Annotated in this window: 25 protein-coding genes; 13 read left to right on the forward strand and 12 right to left on the reverse strand. The window is 60.9% G+C overall.

Going from position 1 to position 26,833, the window contains the following annotated elements:
- Positions 1–20 precede the first annotated feature (20 nt).
- Both NG895_RS05850 and NG895_RS05855 read left to right on the forward strand, forming a co-directional pair.
- Positions 21–2,843: a hsp70 family protein gene (locus NG895_RS05850; protein ID WP_252851531.1), complete on the forward strand. Its 2,823-nt coding sequence runs from the start codon at positions 21–23 to the stop codon at positions 2,841–2,843.
- Positions 2,844–3,586: 743 nt separating this feature from the next.
- Complete coding sequence (locus tag NG895_RS05855; protein ID WP_252851532.1) at positions 3,587–4,084, forward strand: hypothetical protein; 498 nt, start codon at positions 3,587–3,589, stop codon at positions 4,082–4,084.
- A gap of 43 nt (positions 4,085–4,127) precedes the next feature.
- On the opposite strand, the gene NG895_RS05860 is transcribed toward NG895_RS05855, so the two are convergent.
- The 8 genes from NG895_RS05860 to NG895_RS05895 are packed head-to-tail and all read right to left on the reverse strand — an operon-like array spanning position 4,128 to position 13,130.
- The gene (locus NG895_RS05860) at positions 4,128–5,819 is read right to left on the reverse strand and encodes a GH3 auxin-responsive promoter family protein (RefSeq protein WP_252851533.1); all 1,692 of its coding nucleotides are present in this window, start codon (positions 5,817–5,819) and stop codon (positions 4,128–4,130) included.
- Between the two features lies 1 nt (position 5,820).
- On the reverse strand, positions 5,821–6,555 hold the full coding sequence (locus NG895_RS05865; RefSeq protein ID WP_252851534.1) for a hypothetical protein: 735 nt from the start codon (positions 6,553–6,555) through the stop codon (positions 5,821–5,823).
- A 10-nt stretch (positions 6,556–6,565) separates the two neighbouring features.
- Positions 6,566–7,678: a GNAT family N-acetyltransferase gene (locus NG895_RS05870; protein WP_252851535.1), complete on the reverse strand. Its 1,113-nt coding sequence runs from the start codon at positions 7,676–7,678 to the stop codon at positions 6,566–6,568.
- A complete protein-coding gene (locus NG895_RS05875) occupies positions 7,644–9,020 on the reverse strand; it encodes a B12-binding domain-containing radical SAM protein (RefSeq protein ID WP_252851536.1) in 1,377 nt (458 codons plus the stop codon). Before NG895_RS05875 ends, NG895_RS05870 begins: the two co-directional genes overlap by 35 nt.
- Positions 9,021–9,041: 21 nt before the next feature.
- A complete protein-coding gene (locus NG895_RS05880) occupies positions 9,042–10,400 on the reverse strand; it encodes a B12-binding domain-containing radical SAM protein (RefSeq protein ID WP_252851537.1) in 1,359 nt (452 codons plus the stop codon).
- A complete protein-coding gene (locus tag NG895_RS05885) occupies positions 10,397–11,398 on the reverse strand; it encodes a hypothetical protein (RefSeq protein ID WP_252851538.1) in 1,002 nt (333 codons plus the stop codon). Before NG895_RS05885 ends, NG895_RS05880 begins: the two co-directional genes overlap by 4 nt.
- Positions 11,391–12,029: a YybH family protein gene (locus NG895_RS05890; RefSeq protein WP_252851539.1), complete on the reverse strand. Its 639-nt coding sequence runs from the start codon at positions 12,027–12,029 to the stop codon at positions 11,391–11,393. The genes NG895_RS05885 and NG895_RS05890 overlap by 8 nt, the downstream gene beginning before the upstream one ends.
- Before the next feature lie 54 nt (positions 12,030–12,083).
- Positions 12,084–13,130 (reverse strand): Rieske 2Fe-2S domain-containing protein, encoded by a 1,047-nt coding sequence (locus NG895_RS05895; protein ID WP_252851540.1) that lies wholly within the window; start codon positions 13,128–13,130, stop codon positions 12,084–12,086.
- A 154-nt stretch (positions 13,131–13,284) separates the two neighbouring features.
- Here NG895_RS05895 and NG895_RS05900 point away from each other — a divergent pair, with 154 nt between their 5' ends.
- The 3 genes from NG895_RS05900 to NG895_RS05910 are packed head-to-tail and all read left to right on the forward strand — an operon-like array spanning position 13,285 to position 15,921.
- On the forward strand, positions 13,285–14,262 hold the full coding sequence (locus tag NG895_RS05900) for a diiron oxygenase (protein WP_252851541.1): 978 nt from the start codon (positions 13,285–13,287) through the stop codon (positions 14,260–14,262).
- A 6-nt stretch (positions 14,263–14,268) separates the two neighbouring features.
- A complete protein-coding gene (locus tag NG895_RS05905) occupies positions 14,269–15,204 on the forward strand; it encodes a fatty acid desaturase family protein (protein ID WP_252851542.1) in 936 nt (311 codons plus the stop codon).
- Between the two features lie 48 nt (positions 15,205–15,252).
- Positions 15,253–15,921 (forward strand): phosphatase PAP2 family protein, encoded by a 669-nt coding sequence (locus tag NG895_RS05910; RefSeq protein ID WP_252851543.1) that lies wholly within the window; start codon positions 15,253–15,255, stop codon positions 15,919–15,921.
- Positions 15,922–15,942: 21 nt separating this feature from the next.
- On the opposite strand, the gene NG895_RS05915 is transcribed toward NG895_RS05910, so the two are convergent.
- Positions 15,943–16,893, reverse strand: coding sequence for a nitrilase family protein (locus NG895_RS05915; protein WP_252851544.1), 951 nt, complete (start codon positions 16,891–16,893; stop codon positions 15,943–15,945).
- A gap of 259 nt (positions 16,894–17,152) precedes the next feature.
- Between NG895_RS05915 and NG895_RS05920 the strand changes: the two genes are divergently transcribed.
- From NG895_RS05920 to NG895_RS05930, 3 genes are all read left to right on the forward strand, one after another.
- Complete coding sequence (locus tag NG895_RS05920) at positions 17,153–18,007, forward strand: SGNH/GDSL hydrolase family protein (RefSeq protein WP_252851545.1); 855 nt, start codon at positions 17,153–17,155, stop codon at positions 18,005–18,007.
- A 266-nt stretch (positions 18,008–18,273) separates the two neighbouring features.
- On the forward strand, positions 18,274–19,269 hold the full coding sequence (locus NG895_RS05925; RefSeq protein ID WP_252851546.1) for a DUF1559 domain-containing protein: 996 nt from the start codon (positions 18,274–18,276) through the stop codon (positions 19,267–19,269).
- 247 nt (positions 19,270–19,516) lie between these two features.
- Positions 19,517–20,413: a cation diffusion facilitator family transporter gene (locus NG895_RS05930; RefSeq protein WP_252851547.1), complete on the forward strand. Its 897-nt coding sequence runs from the start codon at positions 19,517–19,519 to the stop codon at positions 20,411–20,413.
- A gap of 43 nt (positions 20,414–20,456) precedes the next feature.
- On the opposite strand, the gene NG895_RS05935 is transcribed toward NG895_RS05930, so the two are convergent.
- Positions 20,457–21,212, reverse strand: coding sequence for an adenylate kinase family protein (locus NG895_RS05935; protein ID WP_252851548.1), 756 nt, complete (start codon positions 21,210–21,212; stop codon positions 20,457–20,459).
- A gap of 18 nt (positions 21,213–21,230) precedes the next feature.
- Between NG895_RS05935 and NG895_RS30160 the strand changes: the two genes are divergently transcribed.
- On the forward strand, positions 21,231–21,359 hold the full coding sequence (locus NG895_RS30160) for a hypothetical protein (RefSeq protein WP_261360685.1): 129 nt from the start codon (positions 21,231–21,233) through the stop codon (positions 21,357–21,359).
- A 535-nt stretch (positions 21,360–21,894) separates the two neighbouring features.
- Positions 21,895–23,412, forward strand: a complete 1,518-nt coding sequence (locus NG895_RS05940) for a sulfatase (RefSeq protein WP_252851549.1) — start codon at positions 21,895–21,897, stop codon at positions 23,410–23,412.
- Here the strand turns inward: NG895_RS05940 and NG895_RS05945 are convergent.
- Entirely contained in the window at positions 23,409–24,500 is a 1,092-nt protein-coding gene (locus NG895_RS05945; protein ID WP_252851550.1) for an acyl-CoA desaturase, read from the reverse strand. The two genes, NG895_RS05940 and NG895_RS05945, sit on opposite strands and share 4 nt — an antisense overlap.
- Before the next feature lie 295 nt (positions 24,501–24,795).
- Positions 24,796–25,599 (reverse strand): hypothetical protein, encoded by an 804-nt coding sequence (locus NG895_RS05950; RefSeq protein ID WP_252851551.1) that lies wholly within the window; start codon positions 25,597–25,599, stop codon positions 24,796–24,798.
- Positions 25,600–25,721: 122 nt separating this feature from the next.
- On the opposite strand from NG895_RS05950, the gene NG895_RS05955 reads away from it, so the two are divergent.
- The 3 genes from NG895_RS05955 to NG895_RS05965 all read left to right on the forward strand — a co-directional run bounded on the left by NG895_RS05955 (position 25,722) and on the right by NG895_RS05965 (position 26,683).
- Positions 25,722–25,898, forward strand: a complete 177-nt coding sequence (locus NG895_RS05955) for a hypothetical protein (RefSeq protein ID WP_252851552.1) — start codon at positions 25,722–25,724, stop codon at positions 25,896–25,898.
- Positions 25,899–26,050: 152 nt separating this feature from the next.
- Entirely contained in the window at positions 26,051–26,335 is a 285-nt protein-coding gene (locus NG895_RS05960; RefSeq protein ID WP_252851553.1) for a hypothetical protein, read from the forward strand.
- Between the two features lie 42 nt (positions 26,336–26,377).
- A complete protein-coding gene (locus NG895_RS05965; RefSeq protein WP_252851554.1) occupies positions 26,378–26,683 on the forward strand; it encodes a hypothetical protein in 306 nt (101 codons plus the stop codon).
- The last annotated feature ends 150 nt before the right edge of the window (positions 26,684–26,833 follow it).

The following is a 26,833-nucleotide window of genomic DNA, read 5'->3' on the forward strand; positions in this document are numbered from 1 at the left end:
GATCGAAAAGGGATCACATCGTGGCAACCGATCAGGACGATCGAACGCAAACGCCCCGCTACGTGGTGGGCATCGACCTGGGCACCACCAACTCGGCGATGGCCTACGTCGACACCGAGGCCAAGCCCTGGCGCGTGCAGGTGCTGAGCGTTCCGCAACTGGTGGCGCCGTTTCAGGTGGAACCTCGCGACACGCTGCCGTCGTTTCACTACGAAGCAACCGCCGCTGAAGCCGATGCCGGTGCGTTGGCGCTGCCTTGGTCGAAAGGCAAACCACGCACGGCCGTGGGCGCCATGGCCCGCGACGAAGGTTCGGCCAAACCGGGCCGGCTGATCGCCTCGGCAAAGAGCTGGCTGTGCCATGCCGGTGTCGACCGCACTGCCGAACTGCTGCCCTGGCAGGGCGACGACGACGTGCAGCGGCTGTCGCCAGTTGACGTAACGGCCGCTTACCTGGCCCACCTTCGCGATTGTTGGCAGCAGGCGTTTCCCAAGTTTCCACTCGCCGAACAGGACCTGGTGATCACACTGCCGGCGTCGTTCGACGAGGTGGCCCGCGAGCTGACCATCGCGGCAGCCAAGGCGGCCGAGCTGCCGCGGGTGATGCTGATCGAGGAGCCGCAGGCCGCGTTTTATGCGTGGGTCGATCGTCATACCGACTCCTGGCGCGAACAGGTCTCGCCGGGGCAGAAGATCCTGGTGTGCGACATCGGTGGCGGTACCTCCGATTTCACGCTCATTCGCGTCCGCGCGAGCGACCGCGAGGGCGACGTCGAATTCCATCGCGTGGCGGTGGGCGAGCATCTCATTCTCGGTGGCGACAACCTCGACCTGGCCCTGGCACGTTTCGTCGAGCGGAAACTTGCCGGCGATGGCAAACTGCCCCCCGAGCAATGGGACGTGCTGGTCCGTACCGCCCGGCGAGCCAAGGAGACGCTGTTGGGCGATTCGCCGCCCGAGGTGTTTACGCTCAACCTTCCTTCCAAAAGCTCCAAACTGATCGGCGGGGCCCAGCAGGTCGAACTTACCCGCAGCGAAGCCGAGCAGGTGCTCGTCGACGGTTTTCTGCCTCGCACGGCGCTGGGCGACCGACCCACCCGCCGGCAGTCGGGCTTTCAGGACTTTGGTTTGCCTTACGCCACCGACGCTGGCATCACGCGTTACCTGGCGACCTTCCTGGAAACGCACCGCACGACCGGCGACGACAGTCCCACCACCGATCACGATCCCGCGCGGCCCGACATCGTGTTGTTCAACGGTGGCTTTTTTGCCTCGCCGGTGCTCCGCGATCGGTTGCTCGAAGTGCTTTCCTCCTGGTTCAATGCGGACAACGCTGCCTGGTCGCCATTGGTGCTCGACCACGCTCGCTTGGACCTGGCCGTGGCTCGCGGCGCCGCGTACTACGGCATGGTGCGTCGTGGCGAGGGCGTTGGCATCACGGCCACGCTGGCCCGCAGTTACTACGTCGGTGTCGACAGCACAGGTCACGGCGATCGCCCCATGGCGGTGTGCCTGGCTCCCGGCAGCGCCGCAGCAGGACAGGATTTCGAAATCCCCAGCGCCCTGCAGCTCACGCTTGCCGAGCCGGTCGAGTTCCCGCTGTACGTCTCCAGCACCCGCCTGACCGACGCACCCGGCGAAGTAATCGAAGTCGACCCGGTCGAACTGACTCCACTGCCGCCAATTCGGACGGTGCTCGATGCTGGCCGCAAACGCGAAACCACCACCGTCGACGCCCGGCTGCATGCGCACCTCTCCGAGATCGGTTCGCTGGAACTCTCCTGTCGCGATGCCGATTCCAATCGCAGTTGGCGATTGCAGTTCGACATCCGCTCGACCACCGAGACCGACATCGCCGCCCATGAGTCGGCCGCCGAAGGCGAGGGAATCATCGACGATGATACGATCGAGCAATGCAGGGTGGCCATCGAACGGGTGTTTGATAAAGGGGGGAATCTGAAACCTTCGAAGTTGATGAACGAACTGGTGCAGGCGACCGGCGACCCCAAGCACCAGTGGCCCACCTCGTTGTTGCGGCGGATGTGGGAAATGCTCATGCAACACGAACCAGGCCGCCGGCAGTCGGCCCAGCACGAAGCCCGCTGGCTGAACCTGGCCGGCTACGCGCTGCGTCCCGGGTACGGTTTTGCCGTGGACGATTGGCGCGTCGCCGAAACGTGGCGCACCGTGCGCAACCGACTGGCGCACCCAGCTTCGCAAGCCGAATCGCTCATCCTCTGGCGTCGCATCGCGGGCGGTTTGTCGCGCGGGCAGCAACTCACTATCGCCGAGCCACTGCTTGCCGCGACGCGTGGTCTGCATCGACGCTTTACTGGTGGCAAGGCCTCTAGCTCGGCCGCGGCCATCGACCCAGCCCAGTCGGCCGAAGTATGGCGGCTGCTCGGTTCGCTCGAATTGTTGCCGGTGCCTGTCAAAACAGAACTCGGAGGTGCCATTGTCGAGCTATTGCCCAAACGCAAGCTCGAGCCGGTCCGCAGCGCGATGCTGTGGACCCTCGGCCGCCTGGGGCAACGGGTGCCCGTTTATGGTCCTCTCAACACGTTGGTTCCTGCCAGTCGCGCCGCGAAGTGGGTCGACACCGTGATGCAACTCGATGCAGACGAGCCCATCGCACCGCTGGTTGTCATGCAACTGGCCCGCACCACCGGCGATCGCCACCGCGACCTGGAGGCCTCGCAGCGCGATCGGGTTTCCGCGTGGCTCGAGCGCACCGGCGCCGCGGACCACCTGGTACAGCTCGTCCGCACCGGCGGTACACTCGACGCCGAAGAACGCAGCCAGGTGTTCGGCGAATCGCTGCCCACCGGCCTGCGACTCGGCTAGGCCGCCTCACCACCTTGGCCATCACGACCGCCGCCACTCGGACGTTTGTCCCCACGTTTTTTTGGGCCAACTTCCACCCACACCATCCATGGGCCCAATACTCCCCGGGTTTTGGTCACCCCCCAGGTGGTGAAGCCTCTTGTTTTGCAGTCTCAACCAGCTACCAGGTGCGACAAAACCCGGTGAGTTGTTCCCCAGCTATCCAGCGAGGTGGCCCAATACTCCCAAGTGGGCCCAAAACTCATATCGCTGGCCCAAAACTCGCGAAGCAGCCAAGTTTCCTCCCCCGTGCGATTTCGCTCGCGATGGGGTTACTGCTCGTCCCCACGTTACCGGTGGAATCGCAGGGGGAAGCAACTAGATTGGAGGCTCGCTCACCGACCATGCCGCAACACCATTAGACCCGCCCCACGACCGATTTCTACAGCGATTTTCAGACAGCAGACCACTCACGATCGCTATCAACGGGGACACTCATCGCTATCCATCAGTCCTCGGAGCTTGGTTGCAACGACATAGTGCCAAGACCTTGAGCTCACTGGACGATGAGCCACGGTGCGGAGATCTGGATGGGTAGGGGACTACCAAAGGGATCGTAGATGCAGTGATGGGAGGAGGGAGAGGGGGGAGGTTGGGTATCCCCCCCCGGCAGTACAATCTCTCAGCGACGCTCGCGACATGGTAAGTCTGAGTTGGCTGTCCCCATCGGATCCCTGGTGGGTGGACCTGTGGGAAATTGACCGATGAAGAAGTTTCAGCTCTATCCCATGCGAGTTGGGCAGCAACCTGCAAAGCAGATTCACGTCGACCTGCTCAGCAGTTGGGGGAATGTCTTGGGGTACGCAGCAAAAGGGGGGGTAACACAGTTGACTTACACGCCCGGGACGGACACCCCGTTCACGTTCTGCACACCGGAAGGAAAGCCGAGGTCGGAATGTAAAGATGTTGCCCCGCCGCCAAGGGCGTTGCATACGCGCCTCAAAAGATGCCTGTTGGTTCCGATCTCACACTACGACCGTTTTCTGTATTGGTTGAATTTAGCGCTAACAACTTACTTCAAGGTCCGTCGGTACGCACTTGTCGAAGTCGTGATGGGAGAGGAAGTTACGTGTTGGCGACTCGACTACTCGAATGAAGTAGTGGTATTTGAACTCATCGAGTCCAGAAAATCAGCCAAACAACATACCGCAGCAGAGAACCAGGATTCGTACCAAGACTCACAAGAGGCGAAGAACCACTGAACAAGCAACTCCCCCTGCAAACCTATTCGGGGTAGCTGGGGCATTAGGCTGTCCCATTGCTCCCTGCGGTGCCGAGCGGGCGAGGGGCGTGGGGGGCTTGTGTTGGAAGCGAGAGGGAGTCTGGTTTGAAGTTGCCATGGTGGAGCGTTGGGCCAGCGCTGGAGTCGGCGATGGGGGCGTGCCCGTCTTGGTGTTGCGGGGCGGTGGCCTCGAGCCGCAGGCCGCCCAGTTGGCCGGCGTCGATCGCGTAGGCGTACTGGGGGTTGGTGCGCAGCGCGGTCTCGACTTCCGACCGCAACTGCTCGCACAGGTTAGGGGCACGAGCGAGTTGGGGGTCGACCAGTCGCAACAGGTAGTAGGGCTGCGCGTGTTGCTGGGCGGCCAGGTCCACCGACTGCGGCGTGAGCCTCCGTTTGGCAAAAGTCTGTTCGAGCACCGATTGCACAAAGGCTGCGTTGAGTTTCTCACCCACCAGGTCCGACGTGCGATCGCCTTTGCCGACGAACCGCAGGAGCGGCACCTGGTGGTAGAATCCGACCACCCGCACTTGATCCATCGTCTGATAGCGATAGAGTCCACCAGAGGTAGTGACTACCACGCGATACTGCTGGCCAGGCTGAAGTTCGTGGGCCAGCAGGGTTTCCTCGTTGGTCAGTGCTCCCGCGTTATCGACGGGCTGGAACTCGTAGAAGTGCGAGCGGATGGCCAGGCCCGCGCCAGGTTGGTTCAGCAGCGGAATGCTCACCATCGCTTCGGTAGAGAGCAGCCCCTTGGGTTGGACCTCGATGTCGGCCAGTTGCTGCTGTAGCTGCGCTGCGTAGCTGGCCGAAGGGCCATCGGTCCAGCAACTCACCACCGCCAGGCCCGGCCAGATGTCCCGCACCCAATGAGGGGACCGCGAGTCGGACAGCAAGATGGCCCGCAGTTGGTCGGCTCGCTGGGGGCGGGGCGGGCATGGGGTGGCGAGCGAGGGGGGGAGATTGCGCGAAATGGTGCCCTGAGCCACGTCGTCGCACAGTTGCGCGGCGTGCGCGGTGAGTAGCTGCAACATCCCGCTCAAGAAAGTGGGACTCCAGACCGAGATGAGCGCGAGCTGTGGGCATCGCAACAGGAAAAACAGTGTGGCGTAGAAAGCCGACTCGAGGCTGTCGCACTCCGCGATGGCCAGCGGCGCGGCCATGGTGTGCCAGAGCAGCAGACGCTCGAAGGTGCCAAGATAGCTGGCGTCGTCGTCGAAACCGATCGGCACCCCGCCCGCCGTACTCCGCTGGGCGTACGCCAGCGGCGAGATCGACCAGTAGGCGTAGCCTCGCCGGACCGTGGGACGGCCAGCGTACAGGTTGCCGATCCACACGCGAATCGCCCGTTGGAACTCGCGCCGCAAGCCGGCCGTGTAAGGAATCAGCTTCTCGGCCGACGTAGTTCCACTGGTAGGCTGAAGCAGTTCGACTGGCTCGGCCGTCAGGACGTTTGCCTGCCCCGCGGCGATCCGTTCGATCGCTGGCGCGTAGTCATCGTAAGTCGTGAGCGGAGTCAGCCGGCGGAACTGTTCGACGCTGCTGGCTTGGCGAAAGCGATGTTGCTCGCCAAACCAGGTGGCCTGATTGCCAGTAACAATGCGCTGCAAACGATACTCCTGCGTTCGCTGAACACGCCTGGCGTCGCGCTGGTAGGCGCGTGACTCGCGTCCGCACCATATCATCCAGCAGGAGTTATAGACAAAGGGCGATGGCATGCTAGGTGGTCGAATTGCAGGCGGCGTTGGCATCGATCACCCGATACGCCAGGCGGGTGAAGTTGTCGCGGCTGAGCGGAGCCAGGCAGCAGAGTTCGTCTCCTCGGGCGTAGGACGGGTTTTGCTCGACGAAATACCGGACGTGAGCATCGTGATGCACCCGCAGCCCAGGATCGACGGCCCTGGCCCGCGTGAAGTACTTTTGCGGATCGGCCCTGATGATGCGGTGCTGGTGGTCGTAGGCGTCGCCAGCGATCTGCCGACCGAAGGCGGCGATCAGGCGGTCGTCTTGCACGGATACGACGCTGCCATGACGGGGGCTGAACTGCCGGAAAAACAGCGGCAAGTAACGATAGGTGCGGAAACCTTTGGAGGTAAGAAACCAATAAAGCGGTTCGGAGCCGGCCTCGTCAATCAGTTGCAGGGCCAATCGCCCCCATGCATTAGCGAGCGCCATGTCGCCCCAGTATTCAGGCGCCATGACCGTATCGCCGGAGTAGAGCGCGCGAATCATGCGGCCGTCGAGGCGAGTATGGATGACAACCTGCGTGGAAAAGCCCACGAGTTGCTCGGTGGCCGGATCGTAGACCTGAATGACAAGCCACTTCTGGTTCAAGTCGGCGTCGAACTGTTGCCGGTCGAGGTTCTCGTAGCATGCTTGCATCAACTGAAACATGCGGTCTCGATCGTCGGAGACGATCAGGGGAGGTTCGGCGAGTGATACACGAAGTCGCATGGTTCCGCTTCTACAGGCAGCCAAGTTCAAGGTAGGGGGGAAGGCCCGCGAGTTGTTCGATGTCGGGTGTTTCGTCTGGCCAATAGACGAGAAACATCAGTGTAACGTATTCCCTGCCCGACAGCGGGCGAAGCTGCTCGAGCAATGGATCTCGCTCGTGCAAGCCGAGCAATAGGAGCTCGGACAAATCGTGCCGCAAACGGTGGGTGGCGGCTTGAAGTAAATGGTTGGCCGCGTGCAGGTAGTCCGATCGCACGACGGGCACCGCCGCGTAACGCAGGTTCAGCATCTGGCCGGCGCGAGGCAGTTGTGGCTTGCGCTGCAGTCCCGCCATGGCGTTGTAGAAGGGGCGGGCCAACGACAGTCGCCGCGAGTACGAGGTGACCATCGTTTGTTTGAACGGTTTCTGGTCCCACAGGCCCAAGGTGCCAACCAGTTGTCCATCGGCCCAGGCCAGCAGGATCGACTCGGGCCGCATCCCTATCAATCGTCGCGGTTTGCCAGCGAATTCTTGCTGGTGGAGGATGGGAAAAAACTGCCGTTGCGAGCCCTGCTGGTGCAAAAACGCCTCGACGGTGGCGGCGTCCGCCGGAGTGGCCCTGCGAATCAAAAGGCTTGCTGGCAGCCGACTGCCATTGCGCTGGGCGGCAAATGTGAGCGTGTGGTAGCGGCCCCATGGATGGTAGACCGGCAAGCCGGCGCGCTGTGAAGTGAGCACCGCAAGCGACTGGTGGTTGTCGGCTGCAACAGTGGTCAGGTAGTAGGCTGCCCGGCCGTCGGAATGCAGTTCGCGAAACTTGCGAAAGCCGCGGGCCAACAGGCCCGCTTGTTTGCGATGTTCGGGCAGCAGCCGCAATCCGCTGAGGTAGCCCACGTTGGTAGCGATCCCATTGACGAAAGCCCGAAAGATGGAGCGGGAGCCCATGCCGACGATTTGCCCGGACGACTTGTCGCGCACTGTGACCACGTGTGCGTAGTGCCCGTCGATCGCGGTGGCCGCAAAGTAGCTGGGCTGGCGAGCGAAGGCAAGCCGGATATCGCCCGACATGGGGGTCGACTCCAGCAGTCCTCGCAGCGCGGCGTCGTCTTCAGGCGAGGCCAAGTTGATTTCGAATTGGCTCATTTCCGGCCACTGTACTTTCGGTGCCAATGCCCAACTGCAGTCCCTGACGCAAGTCGATGTCGAAGTGCGATCCGAGGTTCAGTCCCAGGTATACGCCCAGCATGGTGGTGTTCCGTGCGTTGGCCTGGGTATCTCGGACGCGCTCGAACATCGATCGCCAGTTGTAGAATTGTCGCCGAGCCCATAGGCAACCTTCCTGCAACTCGGTGGGCGAAAGTTGCGCGGGGCGAAAGACCACGTCGCCAACCCGACCCAGCGGGTTCAGCCACCATGGATCGCCCAGCAACTTGCCTTGCTCCTGCAAGCGGCGGTAAAGCGGCGTGCCGGGAAACGGCACCAGGTGGTTGAATGCGGCCAGGAACAACTTGTGCTCGCGGGCGAAGGCGACGCTCTGCTTGATCACGTCCCAGTTGTCCTGGTCGTAACCAAAGACGAACGTGCCATAAACGGCCAGCCCGTGCTTACGAAACTGTTGCAGGCTCTGGGCGTAGCTCATCCGGGCGGTGTTCCACGCTTTGCCCATGGCCGCGAGGTTGTCCTGATTGATCGATTCCATGCCGATCAGCACACCCCGGCAACCACTCTTCGCCATGAGCTCCAGCAGTTCGTCGTCCTCGGCGATATGGATACTCGCCTGGCCCACCCAATTGATGCCCAGCGGCGTGATCTCGCGGCACAACTGGCGGGCTTTGCTGGGATCGCTCACGATGTTGTCGTCGACAATGAAGAACCGACGACTGCCCGACTCCTCCATGTCGCGAGCAACGTCCTGGGCCGGGCGATGGCTCTGCGACGCTTTGTGGAACGACGTGATGGAGCAAAAATCGCAGCGGAAATTGCAACCGCGGGCGTACTCCACCAGCGTGATGTTCTGGTAGCGGCGGCGCCCAAAGATCGACCGATCGGGGCGTATATCGCTGAGCACCCGCTTGCCGCGGCCATCGTACTGCGGCTGCAGGGTTCCGCGCCGCGCATCTTCGAGCACCTGCGTCCACACCGGTTCGGCATCGCCCAGCACGATGGCGTCGGCGAATTGCGAGGCCTCGCTGGGAAGCAACGTCACATGGTAGCCACCCATGATCACCGGAACCCCACGCGCGCGAAAAGCGGCAGCAATCCGGTAAGCCCGCAGGGCCGTGAAGGTCTCGACACTCAGTACGACCAAGTCAGTGGGGGCGTCGTAGTCGATGGACTCCATGCGGTCGTCGAAGAAGGTCACTTCCACTTCGCGCGGCATCAAACTGGCCAGCACTGCCATGGAGAGCGGTTGCATCTGCCACGCTCGCACGTAAGGCTTGCCCGCCTTTCGACCTACCGATGGATAGATGAGTGTGACATGCATGAGGGGTGAATCCAATCGGCTCTAAAGCTGAACGAGTTCGGGGGCGGCCACTGCAGGCATCGCGGGATCGCGGTAGACGCATTGCGTCTTGTCGGGAAGGTGCCGGGCGAAAAAGCGATAGCCGAGATTGGTGGAAAGCCAAAGCGGCAATATCGACCACGGTGCGCCGGTTAGCCGATGGCCAATCGACGACCAGCTGTAGCTCTGCTCCCAGCTCCATTGCAGCCCTGCTTGGAGCCGCTCGGGTGTCATTCGCTTGGGTTCGAAGACCACGTGTTCCACGTCGTAAAGCGACCATTTGCGGTGCAGTAGACGCCCTTCCGCCTGCAGACGCCGGTACAGCGGAGTTGCTGGAAAGGGCGTGACCACGGCGTAGCGCGGCAGGTCGATCTTCGCCCGGTCGACAAACTCAACGGTTCTCTCGAACACGCTTTCGTCTTCGTCGTCGAATCCAAAGACAAAGCACCCTTGGATGCCGATGCCGTGATCGTGCAGTCGCTTGACGTATTCCGCGTAGCGGTCGGCCTGGTGAAAGTGCTTGCGGGTGCCGTTGAGTGTTTGCTGATCGACCGATTCGAAACCAATGAGCACTCCCCGGCAACCGCTCTGGGCGGCCAGTTTCAGCAGCTCCTCGTCTTCGGCCAGGCGTGTCGTGGCCAGGCCCACCCAGCGAATCTTCAGCGGTATCATCGCACGATACAGCGACTTGGCGTAAGCCACGTCCTCTACTGGACTGAGGTCGATAAACACGGCGTGGCGGCCGGCGAACGTCTGCAGTTCGGCGATCACTTCCTCGACCGGCCGGCGGGCGTAAGTGCCGTGCCAGGCGGTGGGCACCACGCAAAATTCGCACTTGTGGGGACAACCTCGTGTGGCTTCGATGCTGTTCACCGTGGCGTAACGCCGCTGCTTGAGCATGTCGCGGCGGGCGATGGGCAGACCTCGCAGCTGTCGATCGAAGGGCAACGCATAGTGCGGGGCAAGACGCCCGTCCGCAAAGTCTCGCAGCAGTTGCGGCCAGCTGGTCTCGGCATAGCCGGTAACCAGCGCGTCGGCATGATCGGCCGCCTCTTCGGGCATCAACGTCGGGTGCACCCCGCCCAACACCACGGTGTGCCCCCGCGATCGCAGTTCGTCGGCGATTTCGTACGCGCGGAGCGACGTGCCCGTGATGGCGGTGATGCCGACCAGGTCGGCGGAGAAGTCGAGATCGAGCGGCTCGACTCCTTCGTCCTGCAGCGTGATCTCCGCCTGCAACTCATCGGGCACGAGCGCCGCCAGGGTGGTCAACGTCAGCGGGGCGTAACGCAACGAGCGTTTGAAGATGCCGGTCGAATTTCGGTGGATGTCGCCGGCAGGCGAGAGCAATTGAATCTTCATCGTGGCGTACTCGCAGCGAAACGGTTCGGCGGCGTGATGTGCGATCCAAACGACGGGTCAGGCGCCGCGTGGAAGGCGATGTGCTGTACCAGTGCCGACCAATCGACGCGGGCCGCGGCATAGTGATCGACGCCCCACACCGGCAGCACGTGACCCGGCTGTCGACAGACGTCGAGCAGCAACGTCGCCCCGTCGCTGGGACCAAACCGAGACAATCGCCGGTGCCAGGTGCGCGAGCGGCCGTTGGACAGATGCGCGGTGAGCGGGAATCCAATCACGTGAAAGATCTGCAAGTGATCGGGGGGGACGAACGAAGGTTGGAGTGGGCTTGCGGGACCTGGCCGCAGTTGGGTGACAAACTGAAAATCGCGGCCGCGGAGCCAGAACAACGCCCGGGCCGCCAGCAGTGTGGTGGGCCGTTGGTAAATCCAATCGACCATGGGCGATCCATCGAGAATGCCACACACGCTGTACCAGGCCTTCACGTTGGCAAAGGCCTCTGCGGCCATGGGATGACCAAGGGCCAGCTTCAAGTCGGCGCCACCCTTGCAGAAGGAGACTAGCGCCGTGGGACGCGTGGCATGCTGCAGCAGCCAGTCGATGATGATCTGCGCATTGGGCTGCAGCAGGCCGATACTCTCGACCTGGATCGGGTGGCAGTCGAAACTCATGGCGGTAGCCGCTTGGCGCAAGCGGCGACCATCGGCCCCGGTTTGAGGGTGCTCCTTGTAGAACGCCCCCGGCACGATGGCGATTTGTAGCTGCCGCGAGCGACGCTGCATGTCGGCGCTGGGCAACGCTTTTTGCTGATCGGCGGGAGCCTCCTGAGTGCAAACGCGATACAGGACGGCCGTAGCAAAGTCGACCCCTCGCTCGACCGTTAGCTCGCGCATGGCCTCGGTGGTCAAGTCCGCCAGACGCAGGTCACGTGCATACAGCTCGGCATCCTTCAGCAGCCGTTGCTCACGATCGGTGAGTTGTGTCCGTGCGCTAAGCATTTTCACCCGCCGGGGATTTCTTGCCGAACATTTTGGTTAACACCAAGGCAACAATAATGCCTGCCAGCAGGGCGATCGCACCGACCTTGATCGCGTTCCACCACATCAGTTGGTCCATGACACCGTTGTCGAACATGTCGGTCGACACATGAAACACGGCGACCTTCCATTGGTCTCCCTCTTTTACCAGCGTTGCAGTCCAGCGGCTGAACAGATCGAACTCCATGCCACGGCTCAGGACGAAATGGTCCTCAATGGTCCCATGCGCCGTGGCGGTGTCCTCGCCGTACAGCAGCGAAAGCTCGTCGGTCTTGAAGTCGGTGGTCTGGCTTTGCACCTTGCGATCATCCCCCTCCGACATTTCCTGGTGGAACTCGCGGACGCCTTGGTGACCTTGGTACAACTCGCCGTTTTGGACGACCACGGTGACGTCATCGGTCAGGCATTCCAGCAGCGCGTCGATGTCGCGCTCTTTGAAGGCAGTAACCGCCTGGTCGCGGAGCGCGCGAAGCTGGTCGTGTACCTCGGCATCTGCGGGGGGCTGGTCGCCATCTTGCGCCAGGGCAGGCACCGCGATCATGGCCCAAAGCAACCCAGCGCCAATGACACTCAGTCCTTTGTGTGAAGTCATCGCTAGTCTCCGGTTGATTGTGTGCCCATCTGGGGCAGGGGGGAGGGATAAGTATCAGTTGAGTCTCGCGGGGGTGTCCGCCGTGCGATCCGCCAGCCAGCGGTAGTAGTCGATCATGTCGGCGTCGGCCTGGATCAAGCGATGGGGATCGTAACGAACTCCATTGAGTCGCACGGCGTCGGCAGTCAAGAAGTTCTTGATGAACAAGCGTCGCACCTCCAATTGCAGCGGATCGAACAGCTTGCGACCGAGCGCCGTTGGGCTGCGTTTGGCGAAGACGATTACCTGCACACGCACCCGCCCGTCGGCCAGCGGTTCTCTGGCAACCAGGCCTCGGGTAACGGTCTTGCTCAATCGGGCGGTGGCAAAGCTCAGGCCGCCGCACCAGTCGGTGATGCCGAGCTCTACTTCATCTCCGCCAAAACGACGGGTCAGCCGATCCTGCAGCGAGTGTCCTTCCACGGCGAACACGCCCAGCGCGCGAAACGCATAGGGATGGGGATGGTCGGTACTGGGATCTCCGAGCAAACGGCGATCGTGGGCGGCGCGAAAGTGTTGCAGGTCAAAAGCGTTGGCGCCCGACACGTACCACGGGCAATCCAGCACGGTGCCAAACGGGCGGCTGGGGCTGAGGTCGGCGGGGGTTGCACCATCGAAAAACGGCAACGGGTACAGTGCCTCGGGACCGTTGAATAGAAACACCAGTCCGCTGTGCTCGGCAACCGGAAAGACCTCTTGGCGAGCGAAGGGGGGAATCTCGCGCTGCGCGGGAATGCGGACGCATGCACCATCGGGGCCGTACTCCCAGTCGTGGAACGGGCAGCGGACGCAATCCCCTACGACGCGCCCCGCTCCCAAGTCGGATCCCAGGTGCGCGCACTCCGCTCGCATGGCCACCAGCGAACTGTCCTGCTTGCGATAGACGACGATGCGTTTGCCAAGAAACTCTTTCGAGAACGGCTGGCGTGCGATGTCGCGCGACCGGCCGAACAGGTACCAGGCCGAAGGGTACGTAGGGAAAGCCTCGGCCGGTGGCGCCATGGGCAATGGCGACTCGCAGCCGTTTTCGCAACACCCCAGTTCTTGGATCTCAGACGCCACGACGTGCTCCCCCGTCTTAAGCCCTCTTGTTGGCGAACCGAAGTGTGACGCACGGTTCGATCGGCATGTGCCGCGGGCTGGGATTATCGCCCTTTAAATCTGTTTTGTCAAAAGTAATAGAGTTTCCAGCAGTCCGTGTGGTATACATGAACCCATGCCAGCCACAGCACCACGCACCGAAATGCGTCGCATGCCCTTGTCGAAGATTACGGCTGTCGCACGCGCTTCGATCCATGCCGATGCTCACGAATTGTGGGATACTCCTGTCGATCGCAGCCGGTATTTTGTTTGTCCGACAACGACTCCTCTGTACTACGCGAAAATTTATCACCAACTGGCTAGTCACCATCAAATTCGATACAACCAACTGACGGCCATCCTCTTCAGCGAGTTGATTTCGTACTTCGAATCGCAGTTTGCCGCCAGCGTGTGTGCCGCGATCGCCAAGAGCAAAGGGGTCGATGCCGGTTTGACGGAGTGTCTGAACCGATTCGTGGCCGACGAGCAGGACCACATTGAGCTGTGGAGGCGACTCAGCCGGCTCAGCGAGCCAGACTGGTACAGCGAATCCGGCTGGATGCTATTCCGCGTTACCCCGCCGGTGGCGGCGACCCTGCAACTGCTGACCCGGCGTCCGCAGTGGTTTCCGATGGTTTACTGGATCATGCTCGCCCTGGAGGAACGTTCGCTTGACCTGTCTCGACGGTGCATCAAAATGGAGACCGAGCAGATCGAGCCACACTACCTGTGGGTCTATCGCGAACACCTGAAGGATGAGATGCGTCATGTCCAAATCGATTGGCACTTGATCGACCTGTACTACAGCAACAAGTCCAGCACGCTGCGGCGATGCAACGCCAGGCTGCTGCAAACGGCGATAGGTCGCTTTTTGCTGCCCCCCACCCGGTCGGCAGTTCGCGTTGTGCAGCGCCTGGCGGAAGAGTTTCCCGAACTGAACGAACTGCTGCCCGAGATGAAGCGACAATTGCGATCGCTGGCAGAAAATGCCGCCTACCAGCAGATGATGTACTCTCGCGAGACAACCCCCATTACCTTCGGGCTGTTCGACAGATTTCCCGAAATGCACCGGATGCAGACGACGCTACTTTCCTACTGTCCGGTAAGGTCCTAAACAGCCATGCCCAGGTCGGCCACCCATCAATCGTTTGCGATTCCGTATCGATTGAATCTGCTGATCGTCGCGATTCAGTTGGTGTCGATCTTCACCGTGATGTTTCTGGCCGCGCGGGCCGACCAATGGTGGCAACTGGTGCTGCTGGCTATGGTGTTTGCGGTCGTGGGCAACTCGGTCTACTCGATCATTCACGAGGCCGAGCATCGCATCCTGCACCCGAACAGGAAGATCAACGACGGGCTGGGCGTGTTGATGGCCTTGTTCTTTCCCGCTCCCTACCACCTGCTGCGGCAAGGCCACTTGTGCCATCATCGCGCGAATCGGTCGGACGACGAAGCGTTCGATCTGTACTTCGAAGGCGATTCGCCGCTGGTGAAGTGGTTGAAGTACTACGGCATCATCACCGGCGTGTACTGGGTGATGGTGGTGCTGAGCAACTTCGTCGTGGTGCTGTTGCCGTTCTTGGCCAAGCGGCAGTTCTACGAGTTCGACAAGCCGTTCGCAAAATTTGTGGATGTCTTGGAGCCTCGTTCTTGGCTGTACATCCGGCTCGAGGCGTTGATGGCGATCGTCCTGCACGCGACCATCATCTGGACCCTGGGCATACCGCTGTTGAACTACGCCGTGGTTTATCTCGGTTTCGGCTTTTCCTGGTCTGCCATGCAGTACGTTCATCATTTCGATACGGCCCGGCATGTCACCGAAGGAACTCGCAATTTGTGGATCTGCCCGCCGATCGACGCCCTGTGGCTGCACCACAACTGGCACCTCATCCATCACCAGCAGCCCACGGTTCCCTGGATTCACCTTCCGAAGCTGGCCAAGCAGCAAGAGTCCGTGCGGGGTTTTTTGCCTTGGTTCTACTTGAAGATGTGGCGAGGCCCTCGTTACACCGACGAGCACGTGGAGAATCGCTTCACCGGACGCGTTTCCAACTAGCCTCGTACCATTGCCGCCCCAGAAGATCCCTGCCAGCCTGACCCAGTCGTGAATCGTACGGAACCTTGGATCGCCTGGCCATCGCGTGAATGTTGGATCGCGTTTGCCTATTACTACGTGCTGATCGCGGTGCTGTGGGGCGTGGTGTACGGGGGCACCTGCTGGATTACTTCCCTTCATAACTACCGGATACCACTGCAAGTCGACGCGGATCTGGCGATGCCGTTCGTGCCCCAGGCGATCGTCGTGTACCTTTCGCTGTTTCCTATGACCTGGTTGGCGCCCTTCGTGCTCCGAACGCGCCAGCAGCTTGCCACCTTCGCCGCGGCGCTGGCGGTGCTGATCGTCTGCTCGGGGTGTGGCTTCCTCTTGATCCCCAGCGAAGAAGTTCGCTCGACGCCGGTCGTGGATGGTTGGGTGGCCCCGGTGTTTCGCTTTGCCGATGAGGTGAATCTGTCGTTTAACAACCTGCCTTGCCTGCATGTCGGCATGGCGGTCCTGTGCGCCTATTTCTATTCGCAGGGCAAAAGCACGCGGGCCCGCGCGATTGTCTGGCTGTGGGCGATCGCCATCGGCATCTCCACCCTGGTGACGCATCAGCACTACATCGCCGATGTGGTGGCCAGCGTGGGATTGGCCGCTCCCATCTGCAGGTACTTGCCCAGTTGGCAATGGTTCGGAACCCTTGTGGGCGACCGCCATCTCGGCGCACGCTGAGCGCTGCACGGTGCCGGCATGCTACTTTCGCTCCATCGACCAGCCTGGCAGGGTGACAGATTCTTGCGGCTCGACGAGTTTCTCGTACAACTCAGGGCGTCGCGCCCCGCGATACCGATGACCCGACGCCAGCGAAAGTTTGTCGGCGGTCAGCGTGCCAATCACCACGTCGTCTTCCAGGGCGTGGCTTTCCGTCAGCACTTCGCCGAAGGGATCGAGAATCATCGCGAGTCCCGGTTTCACGGTGTCGTAGTCCCAGCCGATGGGATTGCTGAACACCGCGTAGATGCCATTTTCCCAAGCACGCGCCGGCAGCCATCGCATCAGCCACTCCCGCCCTTTGGGGCCACGAAATTCCTGACGCAATCGCACCGGATCGGCGTGGCGGTTGTCCCACAATTCGCGAGGCACGGTCCCTCGGCCTGGCATTACCGAAGGCAGGCAGCACGTCACGTGTGGCATGAAAACGATCTCGGCGCCCATGAGCGCGGTGATCCTTACGTTCTCGGGCAGGTTGTTGTCGTAACAGATGGAGAACCCAACTTTGCAACCAAGCAAATCGATCACCACGTACTCGCTGCCCGCCGACAGGTGGGGATTCACAAAAGGGTGCAGCTTCCGATACTTGGCGATGAATCCTTCGGGCCCCACTGTCACATAGGTGTTGTAGACCTGCTGGTCGGGCGTCCGCTCGAGCAGTCCCGCCATGACAACGACACGGAACTCCCGTGCGACATCAATCAACTGCTTCACTGAACGTCCATCCGGAACCGGCTCCGCCACGGCCAATAAGTCATTCTTGTCGAGTGGTTGCAGCCAGGTATAAGCGGGGATGCAGCACTCGTGAAAGCTGACGATCTCGGCTCCCTCCTCCGCGGCCCGGCCGGTCAGTTCGCGAATACGCCCGAGATTGAACGGCGGGTCGTTGTCCCGATTCTCAAACTGCACCGTAGCAATGCGAATGTCTCTCATGCAAGCAACCTTACCGAAAAGCAACTGTCTCGTTTTCAATCCAAGCCCACCAATATACGGCAGCAACCGCGCCGCAGAAACCATTGCTTCACGCTGAGCACCATCGTGGATGAAGGTATTAGTCCGAGGCGGCCTGCCCGCCCACTTTGCGTTTGTTGGCCCTACCGGTGGGTAGCAGTTATACTCGTCGCTTCGGTCGCCATTTCCGCACGTGGCGAAGCTGTGTTGTTCGCCCCGCAGCGGTAACCTCTGTCCGCCTATGAACTGGCTCGTTTTCCATATCGTCAGCGGCGAGGCGTTCTTCACCGGAATCGCTTTGTTGGTGCTGGCTGCGCTGCTGTCGACGCGATCACGGCCCCTCTACAAGCGAGTGACGGCCCTGGCCTTTCTCGTGGGAGTGATTGCGGTGGTCGTTTCGTCGACGGCCATTCCATATTGGTGGTACGCGGTTGCCACCGCAGCCACCGTGGCGTGGATCGTGTCGCGTTACAAACCAACGTGGCACCCGTGGGCTGCGTACGCGATGGCCGTGGCATGGTCGATTGCCGCGTGCATGGAATTGCCCCACCACGTTTTGCCCAGACTGGCCCTGGCGCCGCAGCGAAGCATCACCATCATTGGCGACTCGGTGACCGCCGGCGTGGGGGGCAGCGAAACGACCGAGACCTGGCCCTCGATCCTCGCCCGCGAGCATGGACTGCGGGTGCAGGACATCTCGCACGTGGGCGAAACGGCAGCCTCCGCACTGCACCGTGCACAGTCTCAGGATATCTCGGCACCGCTGGTGTTTGTCGAGATTGGTGGCAACGACATCCTCGGCACCACCTCGCCGGCGCAATTTGCCAGCGACCTCGACGCACTGCTATCGCATCTCACGGCCTCCAATCGCCAGGTGATGATGCTGGAACTGCCGCTGCCACCCTTCTATCACGAGTATGGCCGAGCCCAACGCACCCTTGCCGCCAAACACCAGGTGCTGCTGGTCCCCAAGCGGGTGTTCTTAACGATCCTGGCCGGCGAAGCATCGACGCTCGATACCATTCACCTTTCGCAAGCGGGCCATCAAGCGATGGCCGAACGCGTGTGGCACTTGGTGAAGCCGGCGTACGAGTGACGGCTTGAATGCCCAGGCAACCCTGTCGGCACGACGCTGAGGCCAGCCACAGCTGCGGCGAAACGCAGTAAGCGGCCTCTTTTTTCCACACTCGACGAGTCGGGCCGGCCCAGTCCCTTGACGACGACGGCTCTATTGGCAGAATTGCTCGTAATGAGATTGAGTCTCAGTATGCGTTTTGCCGCCATGTCGAGTGGTGCTGGCGGAGCGAGCCAGATTCGGCTTTCTACAAACTCTCAAGTCAAAGTTGGAGAAGGAGACCCTTGATGTCGCCAATTGATCGGAATCGACAGTCCGGGTTCACCCTTGTGGAGTTGCTCGTCGTAATCGCCGTCATTGGAATCTTGATCGCACTGCTCCTGCCTGCCGTGCAAGCGGCGAGGGAATCCGCCCGTCGGATGTCCTGCCTCAACAACCTCAAGCAGCTTGGGCTATCGTTGCAAAACTATCACGACTCCAATAAGCACTTCCCTCCTTCGGCCGCACTCCCGGCAGGAGGCACGTTCGATGGATGGTCTGTCCAAGCCCGACTGCTTCCCTACCTCGAGGAGGCCAATCTCGAAGATCTCATCGACTGGAAGCTTAGTTACAAGTCGCAACCAGCGGTTACTCAAGTACGGGTGCCAACGTACTTGTGCCCCAGCGAGGTCAAGGATCAACAGCGACCCGATGGGGATCTTACGCACTACCCGCTTAACTACGGTGTGAATCTGGGAACGTGGTTCGTTTTCGATCCGACTACCGGCAAGGGGGGAGACGGTCTCGTCTATCCGAACAGCAAAACCAGAATGGCAAACGTGACCGATGGCACGAGCCACACCATGGCGTTTGCCGAGGTTAAAGCCTGGAATCCCTATTTTCGGGACGGCGGCAATCCTGACGGACGTAGTGCGCCCATTCCATCCACCCCCGCCGAAGTGATGGCCTACGGAGGAAGTTTCAAGACGAACTCTGGTCATACCGAATGGGTCGATGCACGAGTCCATCAAACCGGAGTCACGGGCACCTTCCCTCCGAACACAGTGTTCGAGCACGTTGACAATGGCGAGGTCTACGACGTTGACTTCACGTCGTCGAGAGAGGGAAAAACTTCTGACAAGAGCACCTACGCTGTGGTGACATCTCGAAGTTACCATTCTGGCGGAGTGCAAGTTGCATTCACCGACGGTTCAGCCCGTCTCGTCTCAGAGGGAATTGAAACAACCGCTTGGCGTGCCCTGGCAACCAGGGAAGGCGGTGAAGTAGTCAGTGGTGAATATTGAGTAACAGATTGGGCTGGCGGCGGATGGACGCTGCGCAACATTGCCGGGATTCGGCGCAAGCGAACCTGTTCACCCCCCATGGGGCTGGCCTCCCCTCCGCGTGCGGAAGTCCGTTCTGCGAGACCCCTGATTCTCTGGCCCCGGACCATTGTCCGATTGTAGTGCTACGATAAAAATAGGGGCGGAAACAAGAGGACGGTTCCCCCCAGGCGAGTTTGATCTGACCGAGAATTCTTCGGCTTCCCCGTTGTATCGTACTGCCATCCGAGCAGCGTTGCTCGGACTGGTCGTAAATCTTGCGCTGGGCATTGTCAAACTGGTGGGTGGCCTGGTGGGCAGTTCGTTCGCCTTGGTGTCGGACGCCGTGAACTCTCTGGGCGACGCGCTGACCTCCGTCGTCGTGACCGGGGCCCTGTGGTACGCGCAGCGGCCGGCCGACGAGGAGCATCCCTACGGACACACCAGGGCCGAGGCCGTGGCCGCCTCGAACATCGCGCTGGTGATTATCATCTCGGCCTTGTTTGTCGGGTGGCAGGCACTTGCTCGCATCACCGGCGAGCATGATCTGCCGCCGGTGTGGACATTGTGGATCGCCGGCGCCAATGTGGTGATCAAGGAAGGGCTTTACCGTTACAAACGGCGGGTTGGCCGGCAGACCGGCTCCGCGGCCATTGTCGCCAACGCGTGGGATCATCGCAGCGATGCTCTCTGCTCGCTGGCGGTGTTCGTGGGCCTGAGCGTAGTTCGCTGGGCGGGGCCGGGCTACATGTGGGCCGACGAGGCGGCCGCCCTGTTCGTGGTCGTGGCGATCTTGATCTCCGGGATCAAGCTGTTCCGCACCAGCACCAGCGAACTGCTCGACCCCCAGGCCGACGCCAAGTTGGTGCAACAGATTCGCAGCACTGCTGAAGAAACGCCCGGCGTGCGGCAAGTCGAAAAACTGTGGGTACGAAAGACTGGCATGGAGTACCTGGCCGACATCCACATTCAGGTCGACGCGCAACTCACCGTCGACGAGGGGCACCGCATCGGCCATCAGGTCAAGGACCGCCTGGTAGAGAAGTTTGCCAGCCTCCGCGACGTGCTGGTGCACTTGGAGCCTTGCCCCCATACGCACGCCAGGAGTGTGGCCCAGCAAGATTGAGCCATCCGCCCAACGCTGCTGGATCGGCGACCTCGGGCCGGCGCTAAATCGCTTCCAGGCTCAGGTGATCTCGCAGGGCGTCGAGCGTGCGTTCCAGGATGTCCTCCGGTCCGCCGTCGGCGTCCACTGCCACCAGCTTGCCTTGCTCGGCGTAGTAGTCCATCAAGGGCTGCGTGGCCTGGGTATAAAGCTGCATCCGCACACGAATGGCATCGGGATGGTCGTCGTCGCGCTGCATCAGGTCCTCGTCGCAATGGTCGCAGGTGTCTTCGTCCTTGGGAGGGTTGGCCGACACGTGATACACGGACTTGCACGACACGCACGTGCGGCGTCCGCCCAGGCGGTCGACCACCCTTTCCAGCGGCAGTGCGTAGCAAATCACGGCGTCCAGATCGACCGCCAGGTCGTGCAGCGTTGCTTCCAGGCTTTCGGCCTGCGCCAGGGTGCGAGGGATTCCGTCGAGCAGAAAACCGCCGCCGCAACGCAGGCAACTGGCCCGTTCGCGGAGCATCGACATCACCAGTTCGTCGGAAACCAGTTCGCCTCGCCGCATCGCCTCGAGAGCGGCGGCCATCGCCGTGCTGGGTTCTTCGATGTTCTGGCACGCGCGGAACAGGTCGCCGGTGGACAGATGGCAGGTACCAATCCGGTTGCACAGCAGCTGAGCCTGGGTTCCCTTGCCAACTCCGGGGGGCCCTAGCAGCACCAGCCGATATTGCTGATCACAAGGCTCGGCGGAGAGCTCGCACGAGGCATCCTCGCCATAAATCCAGGCGTCTCGACTAGGATGTTGGCTCATCGACATGCCTCTCGGAAAATGGATCGCCTACTCTTCTACAATACCGACGGGCACGACGATGGCCAACCCGTCGTGGTGACACGAAGATTCCATGGCGACACGAAGGTCGGGAATCCGATGCGCAACGTGGCAAGCACGCACGTATAGAATAGTTTGGGATTCTCTCCAGTCCCATCGATACGCAAAAAGTTCTGCCGACCAACGACCTTTCGCGGTAAGTCGCCTGGTGCCACCGCCATCGGCCGGTGCACATTTGCTCCCCCGCGGGGCGTGGGTCGGTGACACCGCTGCTCCGCTGGTAAAACCGCATGCCGCGCCCACCGCGCGGTCCCGATGTGAGAAAATGGCGACATTTTCGATGAAATCGTGACGGTCGACGACATAAACATGATAGTCGACTTACCGCGGGCGGAACTCTTCTGGTGGTGTCGCTATCGGGCGAACTTCAAGTCGTTGGCTTGCCAGGGTGGCAGGTCTGGCACGACTTGAGCGGAGCATGGCCCCCGATACTACGGCAGTGGTCGCCACAAGTGCACGGCTATCGCCTGATTGCCGCGAATTGGCCATCAAGCAGCGGAGAATCATCGCGTGGGGTCCGCCCCCATGAAAAGGGTTGGAAGCAGAGCAGAAGTCGAGTACCGCGGGATCGGACCTGTCGAAATACTTCTACAATGGATGCAGCATGACCAAGCACGCCAATGCACTGTTTGTCAGATTCATCGCGCTTGGCATCGCCATCCAAGTGGTGGTGTGCCACGCCAATGCCGACGACACGGTGCGCAGGCCGAACGTTGTGCTGATATTGGCCGACGACCTGGGATGTGTCGACCTGGGGTGCACTGGTAGCGATCTGCACCAGACGCCCGTCATCGACGCATTGGCGGCGGAGAGCATGCGATTCGATCGCGCTTATGCCGCGCCAACCTGTTCGCCCAGTCGTTCGGCCATACTCAGTGGCAAGAATCCTGCGAAGCTAGGCATTGTAGGTCACGGCGGAGTTCGCAAGATGGGTGGCGGGGGCGACTTTCTGGTAGGCACCGAGTACACCCTGGCCGAGGCCTTGCGCGACGGGGGCTACAACACTTGTCACATTGGCAAGTGGCACGTCGGACAAGCGAAGGCAAACCGTCCAGAGCAACAAGGCTTCGCAACCGTGGTCGCCGCCAATGAGTTTTGCTGCCCGGGCAGCTTCTTCTATCCCTTTCGCGATAGGAGAAAAGGCAGCAAGAATGCCAAGTTGAGCGCCGTTCCCGATTTGGAAAGCTACGGGCCAAGCGATCATTTGACGCCTAGCCTGGGTAGCGAAGCGGCCAAGTTCATCCAGCAAGCGGCGCAGGGTGACCAGCCCTTTTTTCTGAATCTCTGGTACTACGCGGTCCACACGCCGATTGAGGCCATGCCCGAAAAGGTGGACAAGTACTCTGCCCTGAAGAAACCGGGTGCAAAGCACCGCAATCCCGAATATGCCGGTTTGGTGGAGCACCTCGACGACAGCGTTCGCATTGTGCTGCAGGCCCTCGAAGACAGTGGAGTGGCCGACAACACCATCGTGATTTTCTACAGCGACAACGGTGGCGAAGTACGCCGGGGTATTACGTCGAATGCCCCCATGCGTTCTGGCAAAACGACGCTCTACGAAGGGGGCGTACGCGTACCTTTGTTTGTCAGGTGGCCTGGAGTCACTCGGCCGGGGGCCACCAGCAAAGTACGTGTGGTGGGGCAGGATCTGTACCCGACCATCCTGGCTATGACGGGGGTAGCCGGGCAGCAGGAGCAGAATCGAGAAATGGATGGCGTCGATTTTTCCGCTCTGCTCCGCGACCCCTCCGCCACGCTTCCGCCCAGGTCGCTCCACTGGTTGCGCTATGGCGAGCTAGTGCACTACCCAACTTACAAAACGGACAGAACCTTCGGGCCAAGTGCAGCGATTATCGGCAAGGAGGGGTGGAAGTTGATTGAACACTACCCGACACCGCACGGACTCGAGCGGCGGTACGAACTCTTCGATCTGGAACAGGATCCCTACGAACAGCACGACCTGGCGGAGAGCAGGCGAGACAAAGTGGCGGAACTCAAACACGAGCTGACCGAGTGGCAACGCGAGATCGACCTTCCGTCCTACGAGGAACTTGCGTATCCAGCCTTTGAAAAGATAAACGGAGCAGGCGACTCAAGGGCAGGGGAGCGCTTGCGGCCTTAACGCCCCGATTTGCCAGCCACCTGGGACCATGCCTTGGGACGTACGACGTCTTTCGCCAGGCCGAGCTTTTCCATCGACCAGATCGTCAGCCAGGTGACGTCGATTTCCCACCACTTGTGGCCATGCGAAGCGGCCCGTTGATCGGCGTGGTGGTTATTGTGCCAGCCTTCGCCATTGCTCCACAGGCCCACCAGGATGTTGTTCTGACTGTTCTCGCGGGTTTCGTAGTTCTGATAGCCCCACAGATGCGTGATCGAGTTCACGCTCCAGGTGATGTGCCAGGTGAGCACCGTCCGCAAGAAGACGCCCCACACCACCAGGCTCAGCCCTAACTGCACCCCCGCCCCGATGGTTCCATTGGCCAGCCAGCCGATGGTAAACCCCGCCAAATAAAACAGCAGGGCGTGGATCGCGTAGATCATAAACCAAAATCCCTTGCGCTCTAACCGCAAGTAGAACGGATCTTTCAGGATGTCGCGGACGAAGCGTTCATAATAGTTCACGTTGCGAAAGTCGCGATTCACCACCATCAACCAGCCACAGTGGCTCCACAAAAAGTTCACCATCGGGCTATGGGGATCCGGCTGCGTATCCGAATGCTTGTGGTGCATGCGATGCATGGCCACCCAACAGGCTGGCGTATCCTGCAGCGTGCAAACGCCCAGCAGGGCCAGCCCATGCTCCAGGGACTTGGGCACGACAAAGCCCTGGTGCGTCAGCAACCGGTGATAGCAGAGGTTGATTCCCAGCGTGCCAAAGACATACAGCCCCAGCACGCATAGCACCACGCCCGTCCAACTGAAGAACCAGGGCACCAACGCCAGGCAGGCCAGCAAGTGGATCGCGGCGATGCTCACCACGTATTGCCAACGGATGCGCATTGGTTCGACCGTCGATAGTGGCCAAGAGAGTGGATCGCGCATCGGGACGCCGTCGTCTGCAATCGCTACTTGCTGCGTAACGGTGGCGTCTAAGTGGTCGGTCTTTTCGTTTTCCGAAACCGTATCCGTTGCCATATCGAACTCATACCGGTCGCTGAGAGGAGTGACGTCGTAGAGGGGAGTGCGATCCGCACAGGCGTGTAGCACAGGAAGCGGTCCTTCGATTGAGTTGCTTCCACGAACCGACGCTACACGACTTCGTAGACTGCCATAGTGTAGGGTGGGGGGGAGGTTGGAAGCTAGGCCCATGCAGCAAGAATCGCCGGGAGAAAACGATTTTTTGGCTGGATTCCAAGCGACCAGTGCCCCCAACGAGTAGTAGGGAATGAGCCAAAGTGCAAGTGGGGGCCGAGAGTCACCGTTGCCGCGGTGGCCCGAGATGCGACGCACAGGGCCAGTCTCCCCAGCCGCTCCGCACGCTGTAAGAGGAGGCTGGCGCAGGCTAGCTATCGATCGCCCCTGGCGCCCCTTCGATTTGAGCGGAGCGGAGCCGTCCTCGGCAGATCGTGACCCAAGCCAGCGACGCAGCAAAGGTCGCGTAGTACAGCGACGCAATGAGAGAATAGGGCTCGACATAGGGTGGGCAAAGCAAGTCAAGGAGCACAGCTCCTGACCAGATGTCCCCGTGAAATACATCGAAGTCAATGACAAACAGTCCGAACAGCAAGGAGTACACGCCCAGTATCCCGGGAAGTGCAACAACGGGGAACCACCATGCCCGGCGTCCCAAAAACACGCCGAGCATCGCCAATGCGGAGATGACGAGGAACACAAGCAAGGATTCGGCAATCTGAGTGACGCCATGCTGCCAGAGCCAACTTACTCGGCTGTAGTTGGCGTCTTGGACCGCAAATGTGTCGTCTGCCGATACGAACGAATGGTATTTTTCACTTCCATTCGACAGTCGGTACGCCCAATGTACACGAGTGACGGCTAAAACTAGAGTCAACAGTACGAGAGGGAGCCCCATTGCAAGCACTTCAAAAGTCGCTTGCTTCGGACGCCCCTGAATCGCTTCGAGCCACGACCGCAAGACCATCACGCTGCCTACCAGCACGAACCACTTCAGAGCGATTGCCGCGAGCACCAATCCTGTGTCCACGTGAACCCCAAGCGGGTCGCCAAGTTCGGTCGAGCGATGGTGAAGGAAGTTTAAGGCCACCAGCAGCGGGCAGGCAATGAGCAGGGCTATCCGGAGAAGCCCCACACGGGGTGGTCGATGAATTCGGGGGGCTGGTCGGTCCATTGTGCGATTCTATCGACTGCTTCACTGCCAGGCAAAAGGTTGGGGTGGGCCGACAATCCTCCCCGGTCGGTGGTGTGAGGATGGCAGCCAACTCGCCCCGGCTGGCAGCTCGAATCGCGACGATGGGTTGGCCATTGCTCCACGGATCCGAAGGGCAGGGGGCGACCGATGCCTGGACAGGAACGGATCGTGCCGATGGGGCTTCGACGACGGTGAGACAGATGAAGGACATCGAGGTCATGTATTCCAGGGGGCATGGAAAGGTGCTCAAGCAGGGTGCCAAAGTGATGCCGCTGTAACAGATTAGTCCCTACAGTTTGGACCCGAGCAGCATGCGAGACGATACTAGGTGTAAGGCGGCTGCGAGCGGTACAATCCAGGCTCGACCAGTGAAAGACGCCCCGCACTGTGGTTCTCGTATTACGCAGACAAAACCAATTGAGAGATTCTCATGGTCCGTGTATGGCACAACCCGAAGTCGCCTACGCACAAGACGTTGATCATACATCACGGGCGGGTGTTCGTTGGCAGTGCCGCTGACGACCAATTGACTCGCGTCGCCGAGCGGTTGGCACAAGACGAATCGCCGCTGACGTTGCTTGGCGACAAGGCCGTCGAAATCAACGATCAAACACTACGTCGGATCGAAACGGAGGCTGACAGCACCGAAATTACGATGCGATACGCACGCGATGGTCGAAATCGATTTACCATGGTATCGCTACCCGATGTCTAGACGCGTGATTCGGCGCTCTCTTCGCTGGAACAGCTATTCGCGTTGAATCGTTCCACCGAACAATGGAGTCCGCTTCGAGCAGCAAGGGCACCGCTGATTGCGCTTGGTGTCACCGCATTATTCATATTCTTGTTCGTAAAGGCAGCCGCCGAATTGGCCGCTGGGCAAGAGGCGGACATCACGGGGCGGCAGCGTGGACTGAAGGCATTGTTGGTCGTGGTGCTGGACACCATCGGTCCGACGGGCGTGTACATCGCCGGCGGAGTCGTCGGTTGCTTGCTGCTGTACTGGTTGGTGCGTCGGATCACGAACCCGCCCATGGTCACGACGCTCACCCCGCCTGCATGAGCCTGCAACACACGCAGGCGGGCAAGCCGCACCTAGCGCGCGGGCCGGGTGGTAGTTATACTGCGAAGGTTGCTGCCTGTTTCGCGGCCGGGACCATCCATTGGGGGTGGCTGCCGCGGTGATATCTCCACCGTCCGGTGCGTCTGCCCT

Origin of the sequence: Aeoliella straminimaris, assembly GCF_024054565.1 — a bacterium.
Taxonomy (GTDB): domain Bacteria; phylum Planctomycetota; class Planctomycetia; order Pirellulales; family Lacipirellulaceae; genus Aeoliella; species Aeoliella straminimaris.

Excerpts from the sequence above, each read along its gene's own strand:
- NG895_RS05855 (WP_252851532.1), top strand. The coding sequence starts at position 3,587 with ATGAAGAAGTTTCAGCTCTATCCCATGCGAGTTGGGCAGCAACCTGCA.
- NG895_RS05860 (WP_252851533.1), bottom strand. The coding sequence starts at position 5,819 with ATGCCATCGCCCTTTGTCTATAACTCCTGCTGGATGATATGGTGCGGA.
- NG895_RS05865 (WP_252851534.1), bottom strand. The coding sequence starts at position 6,555 with ATGCGACTTCGTGTATCACTCGCCGAACCTCCCCTGATCGTCTCCGAC.
- NG895_RS05870 (WP_252851535.1), bottom strand. The coding sequence starts at position 7,678 with ATGAGCCAATTCGAAATCAACTTGGCCTCGCCTGAAGACGACGCCGCG.
- NG895_RS05875 (WP_252851536.1), bottom strand. The coding sequence starts at position 9,020 with ATGCATGTCACACTCATCTATCCATCGGTAGGTCGAAAGGCGGGCAAG.
- NG895_RS05880 (WP_252851537.1), bottom strand. The coding sequence starts at position 10,400 with ATGAAGATTCAATTGCTCTCGCCTGCCGGCGACATCCACCGAAATTCG.
- NG895_RS05885 (WP_252851538.1), bottom strand. The coding sequence starts at position 11,398 with ATGCTTAGCGCACGGACACAACTCACCGATCGTGAGCAACGGCTGCTG.
- NG895_RS05890 (WP_252851539.1), bottom strand. The coding sequence starts at position 12,029 with ATGACTTCACACAAAGGACTGAGTGTCATTGGCGCTGGGTTGCTTTGG.
- NG895_RS05900 (WP_252851541.1), top strand. The coding sequence starts at position 13,285 with ATGCCAGCCACAGCACCACGCACCGAAATGCGTCGCATGCCCTTGTCG.
- NG895_RS05905 (WP_252851542.1), top strand. The coding sequence starts at position 14,269 with ATGCCCAGGTCGGCCACCCATCAATCGTTTGCGATTCCGTATCGATTG.
- NG895_RS05915 (WP_252851544.1), bottom strand. The coding sequence starts at position 16,893 with ATGAGAGACATTCGCATTGCTACGGTGCAGTTTGAGAATCGGGACAAC.
- NG895_RS05920 (WP_252851545.1), top strand. The coding sequence starts at position 17,153 with ATGAACTGGCTCGTTTTCCATATCGTCAGCGGCGAGGCGTTCTTCACC.
- NG895_RS05925 (WP_252851546.1), top strand. The coding sequence starts at position 18,274 with ATGTCGCCAATTGATCGGAATCGACAGTCCGGGTTCACCCTTGTGGAG.
- NG895_RS05935 (WP_252851548.1), bottom strand. The coding sequence starts at position 21,212 with ATGAGCCAACATCCTAGTCGAGACGCCTGGATTTATGGCGAGGATGCC.
- NG895_RS30160 (WP_261360685.1), top strand. The coding sequence starts at position 21,231 with ATGGATCGCCTACTCTTCTACAATACCGACGGGCACGACGATGGCCAA.
- NG895_RS05940 (WP_252851549.1), top strand. The coding sequence starts at position 21,895 with ATGACCAAGCACGCCAATGCACTGTTTGTCAGATTCATCGCGCTTGGC.
- NG895_RS05950 (WP_252851551.1), bottom strand. The coding sequence starts at position 25,599 with ATGGACCGACCAGCCCCCCGAATTCATCGACCACCCCGTGTGGGGCTT.
- NG895_RS05955 (WP_252851552.1), top strand. The coding sequence starts at position 25,722 with ATGGGTTGGCCATTGCTCCACGGATCCGAAGGGCAGGGGGCGACCGAT.
- NG895_RS05960 (WP_252851553.1), top strand. The coding sequence starts at position 26,051 with ATGGTCCGTGTATGGCACAACCCGAAGTCGCCTACGCACAAGACGTTG.